Origin of the sequence: Leclercia sp. (assembly GCF_036780805.1) — a bacterium.
GTDB lineage: Bacteria > Pseudomonadota > Gammaproteobacteria > Enterobacterales > Enterobacteriaceae > Enterobacter.
The window spans coordinates 135,606-157,755 of sequence record NZ_DAIQCE010000008.1 but is presented as its reverse complement, the minus strand read 5'-3'; the positions used below and the strand labels follow the sequence as shown (position 1 = coordinate 157,755).

Sequence of the window (22,150 nt, the reverse complement as noted above, 5' to 3'; positions counted from 1 at the left end):
TGCCAGGCATCAAACAAGTAAAAAGGCCATCCGCAAGGATGGCCTTTTTGCGTTGGGCCTTAAAAAACCGGGCGGCGCTGCGCTTGCCCGGCTTAAAGACTATTATCCTTTCTGCAGTACAGTCTCCTTTCATGTAAATGATATTTATTATCAATAATGCTTTACGGGCTAATCATTAAGATGTATTTTAAATGCATGTTTAAAGCCGGAGGTACTTATGAGCCATCACAGAATTCCCAAAAACTGGACCATCAAACGTTCCACTCCATTTTTTACTAAAGACAACGTTCCCGCAGCGCTTCTTAGCCACCACAACACCGCAGCCGGTATCTTTGGCCAGCTCTGTGTCATGGAAGGGACAGTGACCTACTACGGCTTCGCCAATGAAGAGGCGACAGAGCCAGAAGTGAAAGTCGTGATTAACGCAGGAACCTTTGCGACCAGCCCACCGCAGTACTGGCACCGTATTGAGATGACAGACGATGCGCAGTTTAATATTAATTTCTGGGCCGAGCCGGCGTTCACCGGTGAAGAAGTTTATAGCGCGAAAAAGGCATAATCCCGATGCTCCCTTATCCTTAATAAGGGAGCCCCTTCATATAGTGTGAAAGCCCCTAATCCATTTCTTCAGCCGTGAGTAAAGCTATTCATCGGGATATCGCTATGAAGATCGTCTCTATCGAGGCCAATATTGCTGCGGGAAAAAGTACCCTGCTGGAACCTCTGGCGGCGGCGTTATCAGAAAAGACAGGCGCATACTGGAGTGTAATGAAGGAGCCCGTGGATGAAGATCCGGTGTTTCTTGAACTGCTGCAGGTGTTTGTTGAGAACCCGCAAGACGCAGACGCCAGGGTGGCCTTTCAGCTCTATATTACTGCTTCCAGACAACGTCTGTTAAACAACATCCCGGAAGGCAACTACGTTATTGAACGTTCCCTGTTCAGCGATATCGTGTTCTGCCATGTGAATTTCCTGATGACTGAACAGCCATCGGCCCGGTATATGTCCTATTTCTACCAGATCAAAGATTACCTGACGCGCTATCCGCATATCGATCTGGTGGTCTATATCGATCGCGATGCCGTGGCCTGTTTTAACGACTGTATGGCGCGAGGACGGCCTGGAGAGGATAAATACACGCTGGACTACTTTGAGGACGTTAAAGCCTTCCATGATGCCTGTCTGCCGCAAATTACCCGTCAGTATGGCTCAACGCTGCTGACGCACCGGGTTCAGTCGGGGTTTGCCTGTCCGGAAGCGCTGGCGAATGCGATGGTAGAAAAACTGGGAGAGTTTTAAGGTTCTGTTTAGCCAAAAGCAAAAAACCAGCCCGTAGGCTGGTTTCTTTAAATAGTGGTGCCCGGACTCGGAATCGAACCAAGGACACGGGGATTTTCAATCCCCTGCTCTACCGACTGAGCTATCCGGGCAACGGGGCGAATTAAACCCGATCCGCCTCGTGCCGTCAACGGAATTTGTTGATTTCGTTACTGACCGCACACTCTGTCGCCAGTTTGCTGCAGTCTCAGGCAAAAAACGCGGTCCACAGGGCGGAAAGCGGCATGGCGATCACCAGCGCAGGCAGCATATTTACCACCGCAAACATCTTAATTCCGCAGATCCGCAGCCCGGTCGCCAGCAGCAACAGACCGCCGACGGCGGTGAAGTCTGCCATCATCGCCGGCGTGGTCAGCGGTAAGATCATTGTGGCACAGGTGGCGAGAGCGAGCTGGATAAGCAGCATCGGCACGCAAATCGCGGCAACCGCGATACCCAGCGTGGTCGCGAAAATCGTCGCGGTGAAGAAATCCAGGAAGGCTTTAGCAATCAGGATGCTGGGGTCGCCGGTCATCCCCTCCTGCATAGAGCCAAAAATCCCCGTGCCGCTGGCGCAAAACAGAATAATAATGGCGACATAGTTCTGGATAAACGCGTCATGACCCCCACCTTTCTGTTTACCGCGGGAGAGCAGATTTTTCGCTTTGCTGACGGCGCCGTTAATCCCTTTCTCCAGATAGCAAAACTCCCCGATGAGCGCCCCGAGCAGCGTTGCCAGCACCATCACCGGCAGGTTGGCGCACTTGATGACCAGCAGAATACCGATTCCCAGCGAGGCCAGACCAAATATCGAGGGCATGGAAGAGCGAATACGCTCCGGTAATCGCTGGCTGAGCACGGCGCCAAGTACGCCGCCCAGCAGCACGGCCCCCGCATTAATGAACGGTCCAATAACCACTGTGAACTCCTGTTATTTACTCATTGATATTGCATTATTATTACTCTTTTCAGTGAGTAATCGCCAAATGTAATCCCATTTTTTGCATAATGATTCCTTCTTGCGCCCCCTGGCGAAAGGTGACATTATTGCGCGAATTTTCTCCTCTCAGATACGGGGCCGCCAATGAACAGACTCTCTCTCGCTGCGCGAATGGCTGGTCGTATCGATACATCTTATTCTACGCTCACCATGCGGTGAGGGTCACGCAGGCTCACTGCAGGACAACAGTAAAACCAGACGCGTTCTGCTTTTACTGATGTCTGGCGGTCGGAGCTGAACTCCGGTCAGACACATTCGTTGGGCAGGGGACTCCCTGTCCGGGGCTTTTTCTCGCCTTGCACGGGTATTTGCGCTTATGAAATCAATGAAAATTGCCGTCAGCCGCGAGCTGGCGTCCGCCTTGTCCACGCACCGGGAAGTGGTGACGCTGGATAACACAGATTTTACGGATGTGGCGGCAGTCGTCATTACCGTCGCTGACAGTCACAGCGGCATCCTCGCGTTGCTCAAACGCACCGGCTTTAACCTGCCTGTATTGATGTTTTCGCCGCAGCCTGTAGAAACCCCTGCGGGTGTCGATGCGGTCATCGACGGCAAAGCGCAGGAGTGGTTAGAGCTGGAAGCCGCGGCCTGTCGCTATGAAGAGAACCTGCTGCCGCCGTTTTTCGACACGCTCAGTCAGTACGTGGCGATGGACAACAGCACCTTTGCCTGTCCGGGACATCAGCACGGGGCATTCTTTAAGAAACACCCCGCAGGCCGCCAGTTCTTCGATTTCTTCGGCGAGAACGTCTTTCGTGCCGACATGTGTAACGCCGACGTGAAGCTGGGCGATCTGCTGATCCATGAAGGGTCCGCCAAGCACGCGCAAAAGTTCGCCGCCAAGGTGTTTAACGCCGACAAGACCTATTTCGTCCTTAACGGTACCTCCGCCGCCAATAAGGTGGTGACCAACGCGCTGCTGACCCGCGGCGATCTGGTGCTGTTTGACCGCAACAACCATAAATCTAACCACCATGGCGCGCTGATCCAGGCCGGTGCCACGCCGGTGTACCTCGAAGCGGCGCGAAATCCGTTTGGCTTTATTGGCGGCATTGATGAGCGCTGCTTTGACGAGACGTACCTGCGGGAGCTGATCCGCGAAGTGGCCCCCGAAAAAGCCGGTGAAGCGCGCCCGTTCCGCCTGGCGGTGATCCAGCTCGGCACCTATGACGGCACCATTTATAACGCCCGCCAGGTGATCGACAAGATCGGCCAGCTGTGCGACTACATCCTGTTTGATTCCGCCTGGGTGGGTTACGAGCAGTTTATCCCGATGATGGCCGACAGCTCGCCGCTGTTGCTGGACCTCAATGAGAACGATCCGGGGATCTTTGTCACCCAGTCGGTCCACAAACAGCAGGCCGGGTTCTCCCAGACCTCGCAGATCCACAAAAAGGATAACCATATCCGCGGCCAGGCGCGTTTCTGTCCGCATAAGCGTCTCAACAACGCCTTCATGCTGCACGCCTCCACCAGCCCGTTCTATCCGCTGTTTGCGGCTCTCGACGTTAACGCCAAGATCCATGAAGGGGAGAGCGGGCGTCGGCTGTGGGCGGAGTGCGTTGAGCTGGGCATAGAGGCGCGCAAGGCGATTATCGCCAACTGTAAGATGATCAGGCCGTTTATCCCGCCGGTGGTGGCCGGGCGTCCGTGGCAGGATCATCCGACTCATGCGATTGCCAGCGAGCTGCGCTTTTTCAGCTTTGAGCCAGGTGCGAAATGGCACGGCTTCGAGGGCTATGCCGAGGATCAATACTTTGTCGATCCGTGCAAGCTGCTGCTGACCACGCCGGGCATCGATGCTGAAAGCGGGGAATATACCGACTTTGGCATTCCGGCGACCATTCTGGCGCACTACCTGCGCGAGAAAGGCATTGTCCCGGAGAAGTGCGATCTCAACTCCATTCTCTTCCTGCTTACCCCGGCGGAGAGCGCCGAGAAGATGGCGCAACTGGTGGCAATGCTGGGCCAGTTTGAACAGCACATCGAAGACGACACCCCGCTGGCGGATGTCCTGCCGACCATCTGGAAGAAATACCCGGTGCGCTATCGCGACTATACCCTGCGCCAGCTCTGCCAGGAGATGCACGATCTGTACGTCAGCTTTGACGTGAAGGATCTGCAGAAAGCGATGTTCCGCAAAGAGAGCCTGCCCACCGTGGCGATGAACCCGCAGGATGCTAACCAGGCCTTTATTCGCGGTAACGTCGAGCTGGTGCGCATCAGCGAAGCCGAAGGGCGTATTGCGGCGGAAGGGGCGTTGCCCTACCCGCCGGGCGTGCTGTGCGTGGTCCCCGGCGAACTGTGGGGTGGGGCGGTGCAGCGTTATTTCCTGGCGCTGGAAGAGGGCGTCAATTTGCTGCCCGGTTTTTCACCGGAACTGCAGGGCGTTTACAGCGAGAAGGATGCGGACGGGATTAAGCGTTTGTACGGGTATGTGCTGAAGTAAAAAAATTCCCCCCTCGCAGGAGGGGGGAACGTAACAGATTAATGCGCGACGGTCTGCGCACCTGTTGGAGTACGAACATGTTTGTACTTGAACAGCGCCATGAAGGCGAAGGCCAGCACCAGAGAGTAGGCTGCGAAGATCAGCCATACTGGCTGCCAGTCAGTAATACCGTTGGTGGTATACATCTCCACAACCTTACCGCTCACCACGCCGCCGAGAATACAGCCGAAGCCGTTGGTCATCATCAGGAACATGCCCTGGGCGCTGGCGCGGATTTCCGGACGAACCTCTTTTTCCACGAACACGGAGCCGGAGATGTTGAAGAAGTCGAAGGCGCAGCCGTAGACAATCATCGACAGCACCAGCAGCACGGTACCGAAGGCTGACGGGTCGCCGTAGGCAAACAGACCAAAGCGCAGCATCCACGCGAAGATGCTGATCATCATGACGTTCTTAATGCCGTAGCGGCTCAGGAAGAACGGGATGGTCAGGATGAACAGCGTTTCGGAAATCTGCGAAATCGACATCATCACCGACGCGTGCTCAACGATAAAGCTGCCGGAGAACAGCGGGTCGTTATCGAAGCTGTGCAGGAAGGTGTTGCCGAACATGTTGGTGATCTGCAGTTCCGCACCCAGCAGCATGGAGAAGATAAAGAAGATCGCCATGCGTTTGTTTTTAAACAGCGCGAAGGCATCCAGGCCGAGCATGGTGCTCCAGCTCTGGTTTTTCTGCTGGTTAGAGACCGGAATGTGCGGCAGGGTCAGGGTGAACAGCGCCAGCACCACGGAAAGGACCGCACCGATATAGAGCTGCATGTGGCTCAGTTCGAAGCCCGCGAAGCTCACGCCCCACATCGCCATGATAAAGCCGATGGTGCCCCAGATACGGATCGGTGGGAAGTCGGTCACGATATCCATACCGGCGTCTTTCAGACGGTAGTAGGAGATGGTGTTGATCAGGCCCAGCGTTGGCATATAGGCCAGCGAGTTAAGCAGTATCACCATGAACATCGCCCCTGGCGTGGTAACCTCGGCCGCCATAAACAGCGTACCGGCCCCAACCAGATGGCAAAGCGCATACACCCACTTGGCGCTTATCCACTTATCCGCCACGATCCCGAGCAAGGTCGGCATAAAGACGGCAGCGATACCCAAAGAGCTATAGACCGCGCCGATAGAAGCACCGTCGAATTTGAGCGTGACAAACATGTAGGAGCCGAGCGTGGTTAGCCAGCTCCCCCACAGACAGAACTGCAGAAACGACAAGATTTTAAGCTGCAGCTTAAGGTTCATGTTACTTTCCTCACAAGAGAGCGGGCTGTATGTTGGTGTAGAAACATTTCAGTTTTGTATTTGATGCAATTCTATCAGCGAGTGGCGTGATGTTTTGTTACCTCCCGCAAAAAAATGCAATCAACATTAATTTGCAGTTTGGATTGTGATGCAAATAACACTTTCCTATGGATGAGGTATAGACAGCGGGAGGTAAGCTTTTAGCCTCTCCACAGAGGAGAGGCTAAAAGAGAGAAAGCTACTTTCTACGATAGTTCTTTTGCGCCGTGTTGACCTTGTAAAGGTAGCGGCGGGACTCTGCGGAGGGGTGACGGTTGGTCAGGGTCTGGTAAACATCCCCTGGAGACATGCTGTTGATGATGTTTGCCGCCTGGACTTTGTCGCTGGAGAAGACCCTCAGCACGCTGCCCGCACCGCCGTTATAGGCGGTAATCACCGCATAGCGGCGCGAGGTCGGGTTATCAATGCCGCTCAGGTAGACGTTGTTCAGCATCGCCAGATAGGCGGTGCCGGTATCGATATTGCTCGCCGGATCAAAAAGATAGCTGCGGTCCGGCATGCCCGATCTCCCTTGGGCGCGAAACACATCTTTCCCGGCGCTGTGCTGAACAACCTGCATCAGGCCCAGGGCGTCGGAACGGCTCACCGCATACGGGTTAAAGGACGATTCGGTCTGCATAATCGCCAGGATCAGCGACTCATCGACACCGTACTTACGTGAGGCCTGACGGACCATCCCCACATATTTGTGCGCACGTTTATCGAGGTGGTTTGGCACCAGGTTAATGGTCACGCTGTAGATAACGCGCAGGCCATTGCTGCGGCTTTTCAGGCGCGTCTGCAACAGGTAATTAGCAAAGTTGTTGGCGCGACCTTCCCAGCGAATCGACTGACCAGTCTGATCCACCACCTGGCCATACAGGAACGGCTCTTTGGAGATGGTGATGTCATCGGCGTCGGAGTAGAGATCGATAGAGCCCGGATCGTCACCCATCAGTAAGGTTTTAACGATCGCCTCACGTAAACGTGCCGCAGGGTCGGTCCCGGCGATGGTCTCGACGGTAATGGTACCCTCGTCAAAGTTGATGTGGCTGCGGGTCTGGTAAGCGTCGGTGTACTTAACGTAGTCTTTCGGTCCGGCGATCAGAACTTCGTTAAATCCCCATATGTTTTCGATGTTGTGGGCAAACTGCCCCATCAGAATGTCAAAACCGTTGGTGTCCTTCACCCAGGCTTCGTTATAGCTATCGCCTTTATTTTTGGAGGAACACGAAACAAGTAACGGTGCAACAAGAGCAAGCGCTAAAAATTTTTTCATCATTCCGGGAGTGCGTGTTGTGTTTGTTCCGGGGCGGATGTCAGGCACCCGCCCGCTGGGTATTATTTTTCTGGCGGCGTATAACCTTCGATGTGAACGTCTTTCCCTTCAAACAGGAAATTGACCATCTCCTCTTCGAGCTGTTTACGGTGTTCAACGTTCATCATGTTGAGCTTGCGCTCGTTAATCAGCATGGTTTGTTTGTGTTGCCACTGCGCCCACGCCTCTTTTGAAATCTCGTTATAGATGCGCTTACCCAGATCGCCCGGATAGAGCTGGAAGTCCTGGCCTTCTGCTTCGCGTTGCAGGAAGGTGCAAAAAATTGTTCTGGCCATACTGAATCCTCTTTGTCGCCCGGAGCTAAGCCGTTGCCCCGACACGTAATTGCTGTAACAGGCGCTCTACGGGAGCTGCCAGCCCCACTGACGGCGGTTGCGCTAAGTTATACCAGAGAGCGGTGCCTTCATCCATGCACGAGGTGAATGAGGACACGGGAAGCCACATCGGAACAATATCCAGATGGAAGTGGCTGAAGGTATGGCGAAACGCGTTGAGCTGCACAAGAGTATCGGCAGGGATGCCGCGTTGCGCCAGCCAGTCGCGAAGACTGTCTTCATCCTCAAACTGCGGGAAGCAGAATAAGCCGCCCCACAAGCCGCTTGGCGGACGCTGGGCGAGCCAGACCGTCTCTTCGTGCTGCATCAGCAGAAAATAGCCGGTGCGCTCGGGCAGCGTCTGCTTCGGCTTTTTACCGGGATACTGCGCCCAGCTGTGGTTGGCATAGGCCACACACAGATTATTCAGCGGGCAGAGTTCGCATTTTGGCTTCGAGCGGGTGCAGACCATGGCACCCAGATCCATCATCGCCTGGTTAAAACGTTCAACGCCGTTAGCGGGAGTGACCTCTTCGCTAATCTCCCACAGACGCTTCTCCACCTCTTTCTTGCCCGGCCAGCCGCCAACGGCATAGCAGCGCGCCAGCACGCGCTTCACGTTGCCGTCGAGAATGGGGAAGTGTTTGCCCAGCGAGAGGGAGAGGACAGCCCCGGCGGTGGAACGCCCGACGCCCGGCAGGGCGGCCACTTCATCGAAGGTTTCAGGGAATTTACCCCCGTGCAGCGACACCACCTGCTGGGCGGCTTTGTGCAGATTGCGGGCGCGGGCGTAGTAGCCGAGCCCGGTCCACAGGTGCAGCACCTCATCAAGCGGGGCTTTCGCCAGATCGGTCACGGTAGGAAAACGCGCCATAAAGCGCTCAAAATAAGGGATAACGGTAGCGACCTGCGTTTGTTGCAACATCACCTCAGAGAGCCATACTTTGTAGGGTGTTTTTTCAGTTTGCCAGGGGAGGGTTTTACGCCCGTATTTGTCGTACCAGTCCAGCACCTGGGCTGAAAATTGAGAGGCTTGCATGGTCTTCGCTTCGCGATATCAGGGACGCAGATTGCAGCACAGAGGCATGCGGCTGTAAACCGGATCTTTCCCATGCTTGCATCCCATCATTAACTTTGGATAATGCCCGTTTCCCGAACATTCTCACAAGCAGACTACTCTTTTATGAAAAACGACGTCATATCACCGGAATTTGATGAAAACGGTCGCCCGCTGCGCCGTATTCGCAGCTTTGTCCGCCGTCAGGGGCGCCTGACGAAGGGGCAGCAACACGCGCTGGATAACTACTGGCCGGTGATGGGCGTAGAGTTCACCGAACAGCCGCTCGACTTCGTTGAGCTGTTTGGCCGCGACGCGCCGATTACGCTGGAGATCGGGTTTGGTATGGGCGCTTCGCTGGTGACCATGGCAAAAGCGCGTCCGGAGCAGAACTTCCTCGGTATTGAGGTTCACTCCCCGGGCGTGGGTGCTTGCCTGGCGACGGCCCATGAAGAGGGCGTCGAGAACCTGCGGGTGATGTGTCATGACGCGGTGGAAGTGCTGCACAAGATGATTCCTGACAATTCTCTGAACATGGTTCAGCTCTTTTTCCCTGACCCATGGCACAAAGCGCGTCATAATAAACGCCGTATCGTTCAGGCACCCTTTGCTGAGCTGGTAAAAAGTAAACTGAAGCTGGGTGGCGTTTTCCACATGGCCACCGACTGGGAACAGTATGCGGAGCATATGCTGGAAGTGATGTCAGGTCTCGACGGGTATAAAAACCAGTCAGCGAGCAATGATTACGTGCCGCGTCCTGACTCACGTCCGGTAACGAAATTTGAACAGCGTGGCCATCGTCTTGGTCACGGCGTATGGGACTTAATGTTCGAGAGGGTGAAATAATGGCAAAGAACCGTAGCCGTCGTCTGCGTAAGAAAATGCACATCGAAGAATTCCAGGAAATTGGTTTTTCGGTGGCATGGCGTTTCCCGGAAGGCACCAGTGTAGAAAAAATTGATGAAGACGTGGATGCGTTCATCAATGAAGTCATCGAGCCGAACAAGCTGGCGTTTGACGGCAGCGGCTACCTGGCGTGGGAAGGTTTGATCTGCAAACAAGAGATCGGCCAGTGCACCGAAGAGCATCAGGCTATCGTGCGTAAGTGGCTGGAAGACCACAAATTCGAAGATGTGCGCATCAGCGAACTTTTCGATATTTGGTGGGACTAATAGAGCATCAGGGGCCAGCAATTGCTGGCCCGTTTTGTATGAGGGAGAATATATGATGCGCAAAACGCTGCTCGCTGCGGCTTTGATGACCACGGCTCTGACCGCTCACGCCGAATACAAATGCGAAGTCACGCCGCGTGACGACGTGATCCTGAGTCCGCAAACCGTGCAGGTAAAAGGTGAAAACGGCAATCTGGTGATCACTCCGGATGGCAACGTCATGTTTAACGGCAAGCAGTACCAGCTGAGCGCTGCCCAACGTGAACAGGCAAAAGATTACCAGGCCGATCTGCGCAGCGCGCTGCCGTGGATCGATGAGGGCGCCCAGACCCGCGTGGAGAAGGGTCGCGTCGCGCTGGATAAGATCATCGCCAAAGAGGTAGGGGAGAGCAGCAATATGCGCTCGCGCCTGACCAAACTGGACGCGCAGTTAAAAGAGCAGATGAACCGCATTATTGAACATCGTACCGATGGCCTGACGTTCCACTATCAGGCGATCGATCAGGTGCGCGCCGATGGCCAGCAGCTGGTGAATCAGGCGATGGGCGGCATTTTGCAGGACAGCATCAACGAAATGGGTGCCAAAGCGGTGCTGAAAGGCGGCGGCAACCCGCTGCAGGGCGTGCTGGGTAGCCTGGGCGGCCTGCAAACCTCGATTCAGAACGAGTGGAAGAACCAGGAAGCCGATTTTCAGAAATTCGGTAAAGACGTGTGCAAGCGCGTGGTATCGCTGGAAGAGAGCCGCAAGGGGCTGGTGGGGTCGCTGAAGTAGTTTAGTGCGCTCTGGGCCCCTCACCCCGGCCCTCTCCCCAGGGGAGAGGGAGAACGAGTCCCCTCTCCCTGTGGGAGAGGGTTAGGGTGAGGGCGTCAGGCGTTGCAGATGCTCCAGAATAGTCATTAATACTCCCTCCTCATTCGCCCTGAATTCGTTATTCCAGAACCGAATCACGCGCCAGCCGTGCGCATTCAGATATGCTGTTCTGCGCAGATCATACTCCTCATCATCTTGATGTTGCCCGCCATCCAGCTCAATGATTAATCGCACCTTATAGCAGGCAAAATCAACGATGTAAGAGCCAACCGGCATCTGGCGGCGGAACTTGTAGCCATAAAAATGACGTCCCCGGAGTAAATACCAGAGACGTACCTCTTCAGGCGTCATATTTATTCGTAACTGTTTTGATTTTTCCATCTCTCCACTCTGCCAGCTTTTCCTTCAGCCAGCAGAACGGGATGCAAAATCCTGAATCAGGCTTCAGGATTCTTCGGCGAGGAACAGCTCAAGAAGGGAGTTTAAGAACAGTTTGCCATGCTCGGTGATCTGCCAGAACGCATCGCATTCGGTCAGATATCCCTGCGCCAGCGCCTCGTCAATCTGCGGGCGAATGACCGACTCCGGTAACCCGGTATACAGCGCGAACTCCGCGCGCGGCGCGGCTTCCAGCAGGCGGAAGCGGTTCATAAAGAACTCAAACGGCTTATCTTCGGCCTCGACGTCATGGCTGCGCTCCAGATAGCGGCCTTCCATATAGCCACGCGGATGACGTGTCTTGGCGGTACGCAGAATACGTCCATCCGGGAAAGTCACTTTGCCATGCGCGCCGCAGCCAATGCCCAGATAGTCACCAAAACGCCAGTAGTTCAGGTTGTGCTGGCACTGGTAGCCCGGTTTCGCGTAGGCCGAGGTTTCGTACTGCTGATACCCGGCGGCAGTCAGCAGCTGGTGACCCTGCTCGAAAATATCCCACAGCGCGTCGTCGTCCGGCAGCACCGGCGGGCGCGAACCAAACAGCGTGTTCGGCTCAATGGTCAGCTGATACCAGGAGAGATGCGGCGGATTCAGTTCAATGGCCTGGCGCAGATCGTCCAGCGCTTCCTCCAGCGACTGATCCGGCAGGCCGTGCATCAGGTCAAGGTTAAAGCTGCGCAGGCCCAGCCCGGTCGCCAGGTGTGCGGCGCGCTTTGCCTCACCCGGGCCATGAATACGCCCCAGACGCTTTAATTTAGGCTCGCTGAAGCTCTGTACCCCAATAGAGATACGGTTCACTCCGGCACGCTGATAGTCAACAAAACGGTCGGCCTCCACCGTACCCGGATTGGCCTCCATGGTAATTTCTGCATCCGCTGCCAGATTGAGGCGCGCACGCACGCCATCCAGCAGCGTCTGCATCGCCGGGCCTGAGAGCAGGCTCGGCGTACCGCCACCGATAAAAATAGTCTTAACTTCACGTCCCTGCGCGTAAGCTACGTCGGCGTCCAGATCGGCAAGCAGATGCTGAACGTAATCGTCATGTGGCACTTCGCCTTTCAGCGCATGCGAGTTGAAATCGCAGTACGGGCATTTCTGCACGCACCACGGGATGTGAATATAAAGACTCAGAGGTGGCAAATTAGCCATTACGTAACGCTTCCAGTAACAGTTTCAGTGCGCGCCCACGATGGGATATCGCGCTTTTCTCTTCGCGGGTCAGCTCCGCGGCGGTTTTGCCCTCGGTCGGGACAAAGAAAATCGGATCGTAGCCAAAGCCGCCGTTGCCTGATGCTTCGCGGGCGATGACGCCCGGCCAGCTACCGTGGCAGACAATCGGCGTAGGATCTTCGGCATGACGCATATAGACCAGCACGCAGTGGAACTGTGCCTGGCGCTGCTCATCCGGTACGTTCTTGAGCGCTTCCAGCAGCTTTTCGAGATTCTGCTGGTCGCTGGCATCGACGCCGGAATAGCGGGCGGAGTAGATCCCCGGCGCACCGCCAAGCACATCAACCGCCAGACCAGAGTCGTCGGCAATGGCCGGCAGACCGGTGATCTGCGCGGCATGGCGCGCTTTCAGAATGGCATTTTCGATAAAGGTCAGGCCGGTCTCTTCGGCAGAGTCCACGCCCAGCTCGGTCTGCGCGACCACATCCAGACCGAAATCATTTAACAGCGAGGCCAGCTCGCGCACCTTACCGGCATTACCGGTAGCGAGAACAACTTTTTGCATGTGCTAATCCTGTTGTATCAGTGCCGCGACTTCCGTCGGGATTTGTTGCGGATTAAGAATTTTGACCTGCTTGTGACGGCCCAGTTCACCTTTCTCGATCAGCACCTGGCTTTTCGCGACGCGAAACTGTTTTGCCAGATACTTCACGAGATGGGCATTGGCCTGGCCATCCACAGGAGGGGCGGTGATGGCGACTTTCACTTCGTCGCCATGCAGCCCGATAATCGAATCACGGCTGGCTTTCGGCTGAATATACAGCCGTAAAACCAGCCCGTCGGCGCAGGTGCTGACTGCACTCATAACGCCATCCACAGCCCCGGCAGCAGGATGTTGCCCGTGGACTGCAGCAGTTCAGCGATACCCATGTTGATCACGTACAGCAGCAGCACGAGGATCATCGGGGAGAAGTCGATCCCGCCCATCGCAGGCAGCAGATTACGAATCGGACGCAGCAGCGGATCGGCAAGCTGAATCAGGGAATATTCCACCGGGCTACGGCCCTGGCTCACCCAGCTCATGATCGCCATCAGCAGCAGCACCCAGAAAATCAGCAGACCGATCGTTTTTATCAGAATCAGCACCGCCGCGATCCAGATGATCGGCTGGAAGGTGATGACCATAAACAGCACGATCGCTTTCACCACGCAGAGGATCAGTGCCACCAGCAGAGAGGCGCTATCAATCGGGCCCATCGGCGGGATCACCCGGCGCAGCGGCCCGATGATTGGCTGGGTCACTTTGACCACAAACTGTGAGAAGGGGTTGTAAAAATCACAACGGGCCCACTGCATCCAGACGCGTAACAAAAGCACCATCGTATACAGTTCAATGACCGTTGAGAGCAGGAAGGTCAACGTCTTCATGGCGTTCCTCAGGTTTCCTTATTATTGGGTGTAATCGCGCGCACCGAAAATTGCTGTGCCGATGCGCACCATGGTGCTGCCAGCCGCAATCGCGGCAGCCATATCGTCCGTCATGCCCAGTGAAAGCGTGTCGACCGTTGGGAAGCGTGTTTTAAGCGCCTCAAATGCTACAGCCATTTGCCGGGCAACGGCAAACTGCCTGTCGTAATCTGACTCCGGGGCGGGGATCGCCATTAACCCGCGAAGCCTAAGGCCAGGCAGCGCTGCCACCTGATCCGCCAGTTGATCCAGGTCCTCCAGAGCAATACCTGACTTGCTGTTTTCGTCGCTGATGTTGATTTGAATCAGCACGTTAAGCGGCGGCATCTCTGCCGGGCGTTGCTCGCTCAGACGACTGGCGATGCGCAGACGATCGACGGTATGACACCAGTCGAAATGCTCTGCCACCAGCCGGCTTTTGTTCGACTGTAATGGTCCGATAAAGTGCCACTGCAAATCCGCGGTGCCTTTTTCCCGGAAGTGGCGGATTTTTTCCACCCCTTCCTGCACGTAGTTTTCACCGAACATGCGCTGGCCTGCATCAATCGCTTCTGCGATGGCGCTCGCAGGCTTAGTTTTACTGACTGCAAGCAACGTAACTTCTTCTGAAGCACGGCCGCAAGCTGTTGCCGCGGCTGAGATTTTGTCCCTGACCTGTGCCAGGTTATGCGCAATGTCGTTCATTTTCCGAGGATCATTAAATGGATATGGAAGAAATTGTGGCCCTTAGTGTAAAGCATAACGTGTCGGATCTACACCTGTGCAGTAACGCACCACCGCGCTGGCGGCGACGAGGGAAAATGGAATTCGCGCCTTTTCCGGGGCCGGATGTGGTGATGCTGCTTAAAAGCTGGCTCAGCGACGAACAGCAGGGGGCGTGGTGCGCCCAGGGGCAGGTGGATTTTGCCGTCAGCCTGGAGACACTCCGGCTGCGGGGCAGCGCCTTCGCCCATACGCAAGGGTGCTCGCTGGCGCTGCGGCTGCTGCCGGACCGCTGCCCGCAGCTGCGTACTCTGGGCACGCCGCGGGCGATCCCCGAGCTGCTGACCAGCGATAACGGCCTGATTCTGGTGACCGGTGCCACCGGTAGCGGCAAGTCCACCACCCTTGCGGCGATGGTCGATTTTCTCAATCACCACAGCGACGGGCATATCCTGACCCTGGAAGATCCGGTGGAGTTCATCCATCAGAGCAAGCGTTGTCTGGTGCAGCAGCGGGAGATTGGCCTGCACTGTCCCACTTTTGCCGATGCGCTGCGGGCGGCTTTGCGTGAAGATCCCGACGTGATCCTATTAGGTGAGCTGCGCGACAGCGAAACGATCCGCCTTGCGCTCACCGCCGCAGAGACCGGGCATCTGGTGCTGGCGACCCTGCATACCCGGGGCGCCGCCCAGGCAGTAGAGCGGCTGGTGGATGCCTTTCCGGCCGAGGAGAAAGAGCCGGTGCGTAAGCAGCTGGCCGGCAGCCTGCGCGCGGTGCTGGCGCAAAAGCTCGAAAGGGATAATCAGCAGGGGCGCGTTGCGCTGTTTGAGCTCCTGGTTAATACGCCTGCGGCGGCCAATTTGATCCGTGAAGGTAAAACTTATCAACTGCCCGGGGTGATCCAGACCGGGCTGCAGGCAGGGATGCTAAACTTCGATCAGAGCCGGGCCGAGCGCAGGGCGCAGGGGCGGCTGTAATGCGCGTTCAGTTTCCGGCAGAGAATGATTTTGGCGGCCTTGTATCCTTCTGCACGGGCGGTAAAATCGAGCCTCTGATTGCACACCTTGAAAGCGGCTATGTCATCACAACCGAACCAAAGTCTTATCGACGGCATTCGCTGTCTGCAATATCTGGTTTCCAGCGGCCGCGCCATCGGCTGCCGTGAACTTGCGCGGCTGATGGGGATTAACACCACCCGGGTTAACCGCTTGCTGATGACCATGGCCTCCATTGGCCTGACCATGCAGGACGATCACCGGCGCTACCTGCCGGGCCCCGGTATTCATGCCCTCGCGGCCCAGTCAATCCGCGGCTCAGAGCTGTTCTCCCGCGCCTTGCCCCGGCTGGAGCGCGATGCGCCACGCGATATCGTGGTGGCGCTGGGGGTGCTGTGGGAGGATCAGGTGATCTATATCTGGCACGCCGTGCCCGGCAGCCAGACCAGTCAGGCGCTGGCCGGTTTCCATATGCTGCCTGCCTGGCAATCGGTGATTGGCATGTCGCTGCTGGCGAGTGAGACGGACGAGGCGCTGATGCCGCGTTTCACGCCTGAGCAGTGGCAAAACCTCGCCCCGCATGTGGCGCAGCAGCGCCAGCAAGGACACGTGGTCTGGCATCATGATGACGGCGAAGTGTCGATGGCCGTCCCCGTGGGCGTGCATCATGCCGCGCTGGCCTTTGCCGGTATGTGGAATGTTGACGATGAGCACGTTCGCACGCGTCTGGCTGAACTGATGACGCTCAACGCCACGCTGCTGGCAGAGTAAAGGGGTTTTGCCCGGGAAGCCGGGCAAAGGGCAGGGGATCAGTAGCCCTGCTCGAAGAAGCTTTCGAGGATAATCACCGCCGAGGCGGAGTCGACGCTGCCTTTATTAAGCGCGCGAAAACCGCCGTGCTCAAACAGACCGGCGCGGGCTTCTACCGTGCTCAGTCGTTCATCGTGCAGCTTGATCGCCACGCCAAAACGGCCATGAATTTTATTGGCAAAGTTGCGCGCGCGGGCCGTCAATGGCTGTTCGGTGCCATCCATATTCAGCGGCAGACCGACAATCACTTCATCCGGCTGCCACTCTTTCAGCAGCCGCTCAATCAGGTTCCAGTCCGGAGTGCCGTTTTGCGCTTTCAGCGCCGTCAGCGGGCGGGCGGTGCCGGTGATACGCTGGCCGATCGCCACGCCGATACTTTTAGTGCCGAAATCAAACGCGAGAAGCGTGCCGCTCATCAGGCATGCCCCGCTACGCCAGGCATGGTCTGGATATCAATGCCGATCAGTTTTGCCGCATCACGCCAGCGATCGGCGATAGGGGTTTTAAACAGAATGTTTAAATCAGCCGGAGCCGTCAGCCAGGCGTTATCCAGGATCTCCTGCTCAAGTTGGCCTTTTTCCCAGGAGGAATAGCCAAGCGCCACCAGCACGTCGGCAGGCTGTTTTTCTGTGCCCAGGGTTTCCAGCACGTCGCGGGAGGTGGTGATCACGGTGTTGTCAGAGATACGGATACTGGAGGAAAAACCTGGCGGCGTGTGCAGAATAAAGCCGCGATCTTCGGCCAGCGGGCCACCCAGCATCACTGGTTTATCGAGACGAATTTCAGGAACACGTTCGTCCTGGGAAATTTTTAATTTGTCCAGAATGCCTTCAACAGACAGATTTTCCAGCGGTTTATTAATGATAATTCCCATCGCGCCATCTTCGCTGTACTCGCAGATGTAAACGACCGCACGACGGAAAATCGGATCCTGGAGAGCAGGCATGGCAATCAGAAAGTGATGCTGTAAATTCATTGTCAGAGGTTCTGTTTCCTGGTTTAAAAAGCGACAGCACCCAGTATGCGGACAAAACCCGACACTGTCACTATACACTTCACCCTGCCTCTGCGTTGGCTGCGCCTTCGAACCCCAGTCACATAGTTGTCTATGCTCCTGGGGATTCTCAGGCTTGCCGCCTTGATGCAGCATGAATGGCTGTGTGTATAAATATTGGGGCTATTACTGCTTCAGACGTTTTTCAATCGCATCCATCAGCATGCCGGTAATGGAGACCGGGAACGCAGCTTCGATTTCGCGAATGCAGGTCGGGCTGGTGACGTTCACTTCCGTCAGGCGATCGCCGATGATGTCGAGACCAACAAAGATCAGCCCCTTGGCTTTTAACATCGGGCCGACGCGGCGGGCAATTTCCCAGTCGCTTTCGGTCAGCGGACGCGGTTCGCCACGGCCACCGGCCGCCAGGTTACCGCGGGTTTCACCGCCCTGTGGAATACGCGCCAGGCAGTACGGAACCGGCTCACCATCTACCACCAGCACGCGCTTGTCGCCGTCGACAATCGCCGGGATATAGTTCTGCGCCATGCAGTAGCGGGAGCCATGCTCGGTCAGGGTTTCGGCGATCACGCCGAGGTTCGGGTCGCCCTCTTTAACGCGGAAGATAGACGCGCCGCCCATGCCATCCAGCGGCTTCAGGATGATATCGCCGTGTTTCTGCCAGAAGGCTTTCAGCTGCGCTTTGCTGCGCGTCACCAGCGTCTCTGGCGTCAGGTCGGAGAACCAGGCGGTGTAGAGCTTCTCGTTGCAGTCGCGCAGGCTCTGCGGTTTGTTGACGATCAGCGTCCCTTTCTCTTCTGCGCGCTCAAGGATATAAGTGCAGTAGATGTATTCGGTGTCGAACGGCGGATCTTTACGCATCAGGATGACGTCGAGTTCGGCCAGGGGCAGATCCTGCTCGGAACCGAATTCGTACCATTTATCGTAATTCTGCTCGACGTTGACGATGCGGGTGCGCGCACGGGCTTCGCCATTAATCAGGTACAGGTCGCTCATCTCCATATAGTGGAGCTGATAGCCGCGACGTTGCGCTTCCAGCAGCATAGCGAAGCTGGAATCTTTCTTGATATTGATGCTTGTGATGGGATCCATCACGATGCCGAGCTTAATCATTGTCTTCTCCGTTAATGCTTCAACCTAAATCGCCAAAACGGACCTGCAGGGCAGTGATGGCGGTTAGCGCGGTGGTCTCAGTACGCAGAACGCGGGGTCCCAACAGAATATCAGTAAACTGGTAGCGTGCGGTCATGGCAATCTCATCCGCTGACAGACCCCCTTCCGGACCAATCAGCAGCCGCACGCGTTCAACCGGCAGCGGCAGGGTGTTGATGCTGGCGCTGGCACGGGGATGCAGGTTGAGCTTCAGACCCTGCTCCTCTTCCGCGCACCAGGCTTCAAGATCCATTGCCGGGCGGATCTCCGGAACGCGATTGCGGCCACACTGTTCACAGGCGGCAATGGCGATTTTTTGCCACTGCTGGAGCTTCTTATTCAGACGTTCGGCATCCAGTTTAACGCCGCAGCGTTCAGAAAAAAGTGGCGTAATGAGGCTTACACCCAGTTCGATCGATTTCTGGATAGTGAATTCCATTTTTTCGCCACGCGACATCACCTGGCCCAAATGGATATGCAGCGGTGATTCACGATCGTCGATTTCGCCACGCACGATACTTACCTGCACGCTTTTTTTATCGGCGCGGGTAATTTCTGCGTCAAACACCTGGTTTGAACCATCAAACAGCTGAATCGCCTGACCTGCGCCCATGCGCAGCACGCGGCCAACGTGGTTTGCGGCCTCTTCAGACAGGGCAATTTCACTGCCAGCGGCGATCAATTCAGGATGATAAATACGAGGAACACGCATAGTTAAGAAGTCCATCAAGAGCTGAGTCCCCGGCACATTCTGTTCCCTCTCCCCTGTGGAGAGAGGGTTAGGCTGAGGGGGATGTGTAAATAAACAATTGCCGCTAGTGTAGGTTAGCTCTTTTGCGCCTGGCAAGCGCGCTGGACGTACGGGTTGTGATTCCCCTGTACTTTGGCAATGCGCTCGTCGCGCTGGCACTCCCAGGCGGTCACCGGATAGAGTTTATCCCAGGCGTTAAACAGCTGGGTTTGCTGGCGGGAGAGGTTGAGGTCATAGCGGTCGCGCATATAGAAGTAGGTGCGGGCGATGCTGCCGCGGGCGCGGGCGGGCGGCTCGGCAAGCTTCTCTTTAAAGTCGACCTTCATGGCGCACTGACCGTACTGACCTTCGCCGCCGTTCCACTGGCTGTACATAAAGTTGCCGCGATCGCCGTTCACCTCGCCCACGGCGGGCTGCAGGTTATGCATATCGCTCTCTATCTGGCGATAAACCGGATCTTTGGCGCAGTTTTTACGTCCGCCATCCTGCCAGCACTGACGCTGGTGGCCGAACTGCCAGGCTGGCACCACATGTTCCCATTCGATGCGGCTGGCGCGGTTCTCATTTTTACGCACTTTGTAGCCGCAGGAGGCCAGATCCACGACCCCTTTTTTGCCCTGCCAGTTAATTTTGCAGCCACAGTAAAAATCGCCCGCCACGTCAGCATTGACCTTCACGCCTGCGGCTTTTGCCTGAGAGAAACTGTTGATACCTTCGGCCAGCGCATGGCCTGAGAACGCCGTCGTCAGAAAAGCGACCGCGAGTGAGAAATTACGGGACATCGTGAACTCCGTGTCAAAACGAGCCCGCAACGTAACGAAAGTTGTTCCTGTATGCAATCAGGCAGATCATGAATGTTCCTGATGATTCTGCCGTTTACTCCGCAATAAGGGGTTCGCCGCACTTCACGCAGCGGTAGGTGGCTTCACCACGCACCACCCGGTTATGGCGACGCACGGTGAGCTGATGCTGCTGGCACTGGCAGCGGTAGGGGAAAGTATTACGCCGTACCGAATCAAGCTCGAACTGGTGCGTTCGACGCGCCGGAACGCCCAACACCGCTTCCATCATCCATTTCCACTCTTTACCGTGGGGTGCCACGCGGCCAAAGTGCTTCCACGCCAGCAGGTGCGCCAGCTCATGCGGGATCACTTCGTCGATAAACGCCTGCTGGTTTTCCAGCATCAGGATCGGGTTGAGGCGGATCTCCCAGGCATCCAGCCAGGCGGTGCCTGCTGCGGTGCCGCGCTGCTGCCAGACCAGTTTGGGTTCAGGATAGTTCCGGGCGAGCTTCAGATTGGCCTGCGCCAGGTTGTCACGCAGGCTGCGCATGGCGGCTTGCTGAAGCGCAATGGGGAGACGGGGTGTTTTCATAACGGCAGAGCATAGAGCCTGTAGCGGGGCGGTGCAAGCGGCTTCCTCCCGGTCGGGAGGAAGCCGAAAGGATCAGTCGTGGGCGCCAATTTCGCGCAGCGGACGGCCTTTCATCAGGTTACGTTCAATATGCTCCAGCGACACGTGTTTGGTTTCAGGAACCAGCCACAGCGTCAGCACGATAAACAGCAGGTTCAGGCCACCGTATACCCAGAAGGTATTGGCGTTGCCAAACGTATCGAGCATGGTCAGGAAGGTTGCGCCGACAATCATGTTGGCGATCCAGTTGGTGGCGGTGGAGCAGGTGATGCCGAAATCACGCCCTTTCAGCGGCTGGATCTCGGAACACAGCACCCAGATCAGCGGACCTGCACTCATCGCAAAACCAACGATAAACATCAGCAGCATCCCGACGGCCACATACTGCATGGCTGAGGACTCGATACCCACATGCAGCATCGTACCCAGCACGCCCATGCCGACGGCCATCACCAGGAAGCCCAGCGTCAGGGTCGGTTTACGGCCCCAGCGATCCACCAGACCGATAGCGATAAAGGTCGCCAGCACGTTGGTCAGGCCGACGATCACCGTACCCCACATCTGCTCTTTGGTGTTGCTGTACCCCGCCAGCTCAAAGATTTTTGGCGCGTAATACATGATGACGTTCATCCCGGTAAACTGCTGCATCACCTGCAGCAGCACGCCAAGAAATACCGCCCGGCGGAAGTTGCTGTTCTCTTTAAACAGCGCCCAGCCGCTCTGTTTGACCTTCAGGCTTTCGCGGATCTCTTCCAGTTCGCGTTTCGCTTCCTCACTGGTATCGCGCAGGCGCAGCAGCACGCGCTCCGCATCGTTAAAGCGCCGTTTGGCCGCAAACCAGCGCGGGCTGTCAGGCAGGAAGAAGACGCCGATCAGCAGCAGGATCGCCGGGATAATAATGACTCCCAGCATCCAGCGCCATGCGCCGCTGTAGCTGAAAGCGGTATCGGAGAGATAGGCACCGAGAATACCGATGGTGATCATCAGCTGATACATGGAGATCATGCTGCCGCGAATTTTTTCCGGCGCGATTTCCGACAGGTAAAGCGGGGCAGTGTAGGAGGCAACGCCAACCGCCAGGCCCAGCAGCACGCGGGAGATAATCAGCACTTCTACGTTAGGGGCCGCGGCGGAGAAGAGCGAACCGGCGACAAACAGAATAGCGCCAATCATCAGGCTCTTTTTACGCCCGAGTTTGAAGGAGAGCCAGCCGCTTCCGACTGCGCCGACCGCCGCACCGAACATCATTGAGCTAACCACCCACTCCTGGGTGTGAGAGCTGATCTGGAATTCATCCGTGATAAACGGCAGGGCCCCGGCAATGACGCCGATATCCAGACCGAAAAGTAATCCTGCCAGAGCGGCAAGGAAGCAGACGAAGAAGGTCATCGTCTTGTTAGACGTCCGCCCCTGTTTTTTATTGTCAGGCATTTTGCCCTCC

At 56.3% G+C, this 22,150-nt stretch carries 26 protein-coding genes and 1 tRNA gene; 8 read left to right on the top strand and 19 right to left on the bottom strand.

Translation table 11 applies throughout. The features are described from left to right. Nucleotides 1–217 precede the first annotated feature (217 nt). Together V7Q49_RS17715 and V7Q49_RS17710 are read left to right on the top strand one after the other, a co-directional pair. Nucleotides 218–559 (top strand): DUF1971 domain-containing protein, encoded by a 342-nt coding sequence (locus V7Q49_RS17715; RefSeq protein WP_333853967.1) that lies wholly within the window; start codon nt 218–220, stop codon nt 557–559. A 104-nt stretch (nt 560–663) separates the two neighbouring features. Beyond that, nucleotides 664–1,299 (top strand): deoxynucleoside kinase, encoded by a 636-nt coding sequence (locus V7Q49_RS17710; RefSeq protein ID WP_333853965.1) that lies wholly within the window; start codon nt 664–666, stop codon nt 1,297–1,299. A gap of 55 nt (nt 1,300–1,354) precedes the next feature. On the opposite strand, the gene V7Q49_RS17705 is transcribed toward V7Q49_RS17710, so the two are convergent. Next, a tRNA-Phe gene (locus tag V7Q49_RS17705) sits at nt 1,355–1,430 on the bottom strand. A gap of 95 nt (nt 1,431–1,525) precedes the next feature. Further along, on the bottom strand, nt 1,526–2,236 hold the full coding sequence (locus V7Q49_RS17700) for a DUF554 domain-containing protein (protein WP_333853963.1): 711 nt from the start codon (nt 2,234–2,236) through the stop codon (nt 1,526–1,528). A gap of 397 nt (nt 2,237–2,633) precedes the next feature. On the opposite strand from V7Q49_RS17700, the gene V7Q49_RS17695 reads away from it, so the two are divergent. Beyond that, the gene (locus V7Q49_RS17695; RefSeq protein WP_333853961.1) at nt 2,634–4,769 is read left to right on the top strand and encodes an ornithine decarboxylase; all 2,136 of its coding nucleotides are present in this window, start codon (nt 2,634–2,636) and stop codon (nt 4,767–4,769) included. A 38-nt stretch (nt 4,770–4,807) separates the two neighbouring features. Here V7Q49_RS17695 and V7Q49_RS17690 read toward each other — a convergent pair whose 3' ends face one another. From V7Q49_RS17690 to mutY, 4 genes are all read right to left on the bottom strand, one after another. Beyond that, complete coding sequence (locus V7Q49_RS17690; RefSeq protein ID WP_333853958.1) at nt 4,808–6,064, bottom strand: nucleoside permease; 1,257 nt, start codon at nt 6,062–6,064, stop codon at nt 4,808–4,810. Nucleotides 6,065–6,302: 238 nt separating this feature from the next. Next, entirely contained in the window at nt 6,303–7,382 is a 1,080-nt protein-coding gene (mltC, locus tag V7Q49_RS17685) for a membrane-bound lytic murein transglycosylase MltC (protein ID WP_333853956.1), read from the bottom strand. 62 nt (nt 7,383–7,444) lie between these two features. Further along, nucleotides 7,445–7,717: an oxidative damage protection protein gene (locus V7Q49_RS17680; RefSeq protein ID WP_103176936.1), complete on the bottom strand. Its 273-nt coding sequence runs from the start codon at nt 7,715–7,717 to the stop codon at nt 7,445–7,447. Nucleotides 7,718–7,742: 25 nt separating this feature from the next. Further along, nucleotides 7,743–8,795, bottom strand: a complete 1,053-nt coding sequence (gene mutY / locus V7Q49_RS17675) for an A/G-specific adenine glycosylase (RefSeq protein ID WP_333853952.1) — start codon at nt 8,793–8,795, stop codon at nt 7,743–7,745. Between the two features lie 144 nt (nt 8,796–8,939). Between mutY and trmB the strand changes: the two genes are divergently transcribed. From trmB to V7Q49_RS17660, 3 genes are read left to right on the top strand one after another with little or no spacing between them, the layout of a single operon-like run. Continuing rightward, complete coding sequence (gene trmB / locus V7Q49_RS17670; protein WP_333853950.1) at nt 8,940–9,659, top strand: tRNA (guanosine(46)-N7)-methyltransferase TrmB; 720 nt, start codon at nt 8,940–8,942, stop codon at nt 9,657–9,659. Beyond that, nucleotides 9,659–9,985 carry a YggL family protein gene (locus V7Q49_RS17665; RefSeq protein WP_142487055.1) on the top strand — a complete coding sequence of 109 codons (327 nt, stop codon included), beginning with the start codon at nt 9,659–9,661 and terminating at the stop codon, nt 9,983–9,985. Before trmB ends, V7Q49_RS17665 begins: the two co-directional genes overlap by 1 nt. A gap of 52 nt (nt 9,986–10,037) precedes the next feature. Beyond that, nucleotides 10,038–10,757: a DUF2884 domain-containing protein gene (locus tag V7Q49_RS17660; RefSeq protein ID WP_333853948.1), complete on the top strand. Its 720-nt coding sequence runs from the start codon at nt 10,038–10,040 to the stop codon at nt 10,755–10,757. An 81-nt stretch (nt 10,758–10,838) separates the two neighbouring features. Here the strand turns inward: V7Q49_RS17660 and V7Q49_RS17655 are convergent, their stop codons facing one another. From V7Q49_RS17655 to V7Q49_RS17630, 6 genes are all read right to left on the bottom strand, one after another. Further along, a complete protein-coding gene (locus V7Q49_RS17655) occupies nt 10,839–11,177 on the bottom strand; it encodes an endonuclease domain-containing protein (RefSeq protein ID WP_333853946.1) in 339 nt (112 codons plus the stop codon). A gap of 63 nt (nt 11,178–11,240) precedes the next feature. After that, on the bottom strand, nt 11,241–12,383 hold the full coding sequence (hemW, locus tag V7Q49_RS17650; RefSeq protein WP_333853944.1) for a radical SAM family heme chaperone HemW: 1,143 nt from the start codon (nt 12,381–12,383) through the stop codon (nt 11,241–11,243). Further along, nucleotides 12,376–12,969 carry an XTP/dITP diphosphatase gene (locus tag V7Q49_RS17645; protein ID WP_333853942.1) on the bottom strand — a complete coding sequence of 198 codons (594 nt, stop codon included), beginning with the start codon at nt 12,967–12,969 and terminating at the stop codon, nt 12,376–12,378. Before V7Q49_RS17645 ends, hemW begins: the two co-directional genes overlap by 8 nt. A gap of 3 nt (nt 12,970–12,972) precedes the next feature. Then, nucleotides 12,973–13,269 (bottom strand): DUF167 family protein YggU, encoded by a 297-nt coding sequence (yggU, locus tag V7Q49_RS17640; RefSeq protein ID WP_333853941.1) that lies wholly within the window; start codon nt 13,267–13,269, stop codon nt 12,973–12,975. Next, nucleotides 13,266–13,832, bottom strand: a complete 567-nt coding sequence (locus tag V7Q49_RS17635; protein WP_032613937.1) for a YggT family protein — start codon at nt 13,830–13,832, stop codon at nt 13,266–13,268. The genes yggU and V7Q49_RS17635 overlap by 4 nt, the downstream gene beginning before the upstream one ends. Before the next feature lie 21 nt (nt 13,833–13,853). After that, a complete protein-coding gene (locus V7Q49_RS17630; RefSeq protein ID WP_333853938.1) occupies nt 13,854–14,555 on the bottom strand; it encodes a YggS family pyridoxal phosphate-dependent enzyme in 702 nt (233 codons plus the stop codon). Between the two features lie 17 nt (nt 14,556–14,572). On the opposite strand from V7Q49_RS17630, the gene V7Q49_RS17625 reads away from it, so the two are divergent. After that, a complete protein-coding gene (locus V7Q49_RS17625; RefSeq protein WP_333853936.1) occupies nt 14,573–15,550 on the top strand; it encodes a type IV pilus twitching motility protein PilT in 978 nt (325 codons plus the stop codon). Nucleotides 15,551–15,649: 99 nt separating this feature from the next. Then, entirely contained in the window at nt 15,650–16,339 is a 690-nt protein-coding gene (locus V7Q49_RS17620) for an IclR family transcriptional regulator (RefSeq protein WP_333853935.1), read from the top strand. A 38-nt stretch (nt 16,340–16,377) separates the two neighbouring features. Here V7Q49_RS17620 and ruvX read toward each other — a convergent pair whose 3' ends face one another. The 7 genes from ruvX to V7Q49_RS17585 form a co-directional block, all read right to left on the bottom strand. After that, entirely contained in the window at nt 16,378–16,794 is a 417-nt protein-coding gene (gene ruvX / locus V7Q49_RS17615) for a Holliday junction resolvase RuvX (RefSeq protein WP_180209603.1), read from the bottom strand. Then, the gene (locus V7Q49_RS17610) at nt 16,794–17,354 is read right to left on the bottom strand and encodes a YqgE/AlgH family protein (protein ID WP_142487043.1); all 561 of its coding nucleotides are present in this window, start codon (nt 17,352–17,354) and stop codon (nt 16,794–16,796) included. Before V7Q49_RS17610 ends, ruvX begins: the two co-directional genes overlap by 1 nt. A 204-nt stretch (nt 17,355–17,558) precedes the next feature. Beyond that, nucleotides 17,559–18,506, bottom strand: coding sequence for a glutathione synthase (gene gshB, locus V7Q49_RS17605; protein ID WP_333853932.1), 948 nt, complete (start codon nt 18,504–18,506; stop codon nt 17,559–17,561). Between the two features lie 19 nt (nt 18,507–18,525). Next, the gene (rsmE, locus tag V7Q49_RS17600; RefSeq protein WP_333853929.1) at nt 18,526–19,257 is read right to left on the bottom strand and encodes a 16S rRNA (uracil(1498)-N(3))-methyltransferase; all 732 of its coding nucleotides are present in this window, start codon (nt 19,255–19,257) and stop codon (nt 18,526–18,528) included. A gap of 113 nt (nt 19,258–19,370) precedes the next feature. Next, nucleotides 19,371–20,078 (bottom strand): deoxyribonuclease I, encoded by a 708-nt coding sequence (gene endA / locus V7Q49_RS17595; RefSeq protein ID WP_333853927.1) that lies wholly within the window; start codon nt 20,076–20,078, stop codon nt 19,371–19,373. 94 nt (nt 20,079–20,172) lie between these two features. Further along, entirely contained in the window at nt 20,173–20,670 is a 498-nt protein-coding gene (locus V7Q49_RS17590) for a SprT family zinc-dependent metalloprotease (protein ID WP_333853925.1), read from the bottom strand. Between the two features lie 72 nt (nt 20,671–20,742). Then, nucleotides 20,743–22,140 (bottom strand): sugar porter family MFS transporter, encoded by a 1,398-nt coding sequence (locus V7Q49_RS17585; protein ID WP_333853923.1) that lies wholly within the window; start codon nt 22,138–22,140, stop codon nt 20,743–20,745. Nucleotides 22,141–22,150: the final 10 nt, after the last annotated feature.

Bases quoted from the DNA above. Each gene is read 5' to 3' on its own strand.
- ruvX (WP_180209603.1), bottom strand. From the start codon at position 16,794: ATGAGCGGCACGCTTCTCGCGTTTGATTTCGGCACTAAAAGTATCGGC.
- mltC (WP_333853956.1), bottom strand. From the start codon at position 7,382: ATGAAAAAATTTTTAGCGCTTGCTCTTGTTGCACCGTTACTTGTTTCG.
- rsmE (WP_333853929.1), bottom strand. From the start codon at position 19,257: ATGCGTGTTCCTCGTATTTATCATCCTGAATTGATCGCCGCTGGCAGT.
- endA (WP_333853927.1), bottom strand. From the start codon at position 20,078: ATGTCCCGTAATTTCTCACTCGCGGTCGCTTTTCTGACGACGGCGTTC.
- V7Q49_RS17610 (WP_142487043.1), bottom strand. From the start codon at position 17,354: ATGAATTTACAGCATCACTTTCTGATTGCCATGCCTGCTCTCCAGGAT.
- yggU (WP_333853941.1), bottom strand. From the start codon at position 13,269: ATGAGTGCAGTCAGCACCTGCGCCGACGGGCTGGTTTTACGGCTGTAT.
- V7Q49_RS17635 (WP_032613937.1), bottom strand. From the start codon at position 13,832: ATGAAGACGTTGACCTTCCTGCTCTCAACGGTCATTGAACTGTATACG.
- V7Q49_RS17630 (WP_333853938.1), bottom strand. From the start codon at position 14,555: ATGAACGACATTGCGCATAACCTGGCACAGGTCAGGGACAAAATCTCA.
- V7Q49_RS17710 (WP_333853965.1), top strand. From the start codon at position 664: ATGAAGATCGTCTCTATCGAGGCCAATATTGCTGCGGGAAAAAGTACC.
- V7Q49_RS17715 (WP_333853967.1), top strand. From the start codon at position 218: ATGAGCCATCACAGAATTCCCAAAAACTGGACCATCAAACGTTCCACT.
- hemW (WP_333853944.1), bottom strand. From the start codon at position 12,383: ATGGCTAATTTGCCACCTCTGAGTCTTTATATTCACATCCCGTGGTGC.
- V7Q49_RS17655 (WP_333853946.1), bottom strand. From the start codon at position 11,177: ATGGAAAAATCAAAACAGTTACGAATAAATATGACGCCTGAAGAGGTA.
- V7Q49_RS17690 (WP_333853958.1), bottom strand. From the start codon at position 6,064: ATGAACCTTAAGCTGCAGCTTAAAATCTTGTCGTTTCTGCAGTTCTGT.
- V7Q49_RS17665 (WP_142487055.1), top strand. From the start codon at position 9,659: ATGGCAAAGAACCGTAGCCGTCGTCTGCGTAAGAAAATGCACATCGAA.
- trmB (WP_333853950.1), top strand. From the start codon at position 8,940: ATGAAAAACGACGTCATATCACCGGAATTTGATGAAAACGGTCGCCCG.
- V7Q49_RS17645 (WP_333853942.1), bottom strand. From the start codon at position 12,969: ATGCAAAAAGTTGTTCTCGCTACCGGTAATGCCGGTAAGGTGCGCGAG.
- V7Q49_RS17660 (WP_333853948.1), top strand. From the start codon at position 10,038: ATGATGCGCAAAACGCTGCTCGCTGCGGCTTTGATGACCACGGCTCTG.
- V7Q49_RS17585 (WP_333853923.1), bottom strand. From the start codon at position 22,140: ATGCCTGACAATAAAAAACAGGGGCGGACGTCTAACAAGACGATGACC.
- V7Q49_RS17620 (WP_333853935.1), top strand. From the start codon at position 15,650: ATGTCATCACAACCGAACCAAAGTCTTATCGACGGCATTCGCTGTCTG.
- V7Q49_RS17590 (WP_333853925.1), bottom strand. From the start codon at position 20,670: ATGAAAACACCCCGTCTCCCCATTGCGCTTCAGCAAGCCGCCATGCGC.
- V7Q49_RS17695 (WP_333853961.1), top strand. From the start codon at position 2,634: ATGAAATCAATGAAAATTGCCGTCAGCCGCGAGCTGGCGTCCGCCTTG.
- V7Q49_RS17625 (WP_333853936.1), top strand. From the start codon at position 14,573: ATGGATATGGAAGAAATTGTGGCCCTTAGTGTAAAGCATAACGTGTCG.
- V7Q49_RS17680 (WP_103176936.1), bottom strand. From the start codon at position 7,717: ATGGCCAGAACAATTTTTTGCACCTTCCTGCAACGCGAAGCAGAAGGC.
- mutY (WP_333853952.1), bottom strand. From the start codon at position 8,795: ATGCAAGCCTCTCAATTTTCAGCCCAGGTGCTGGACTGGTACGACAAA.
- gshB (WP_333853932.1), bottom strand. From the start codon at position 18,506: ATGATTAAGCTCGGCATCGTGATGGATCCCATCACAAGCATCAATATC.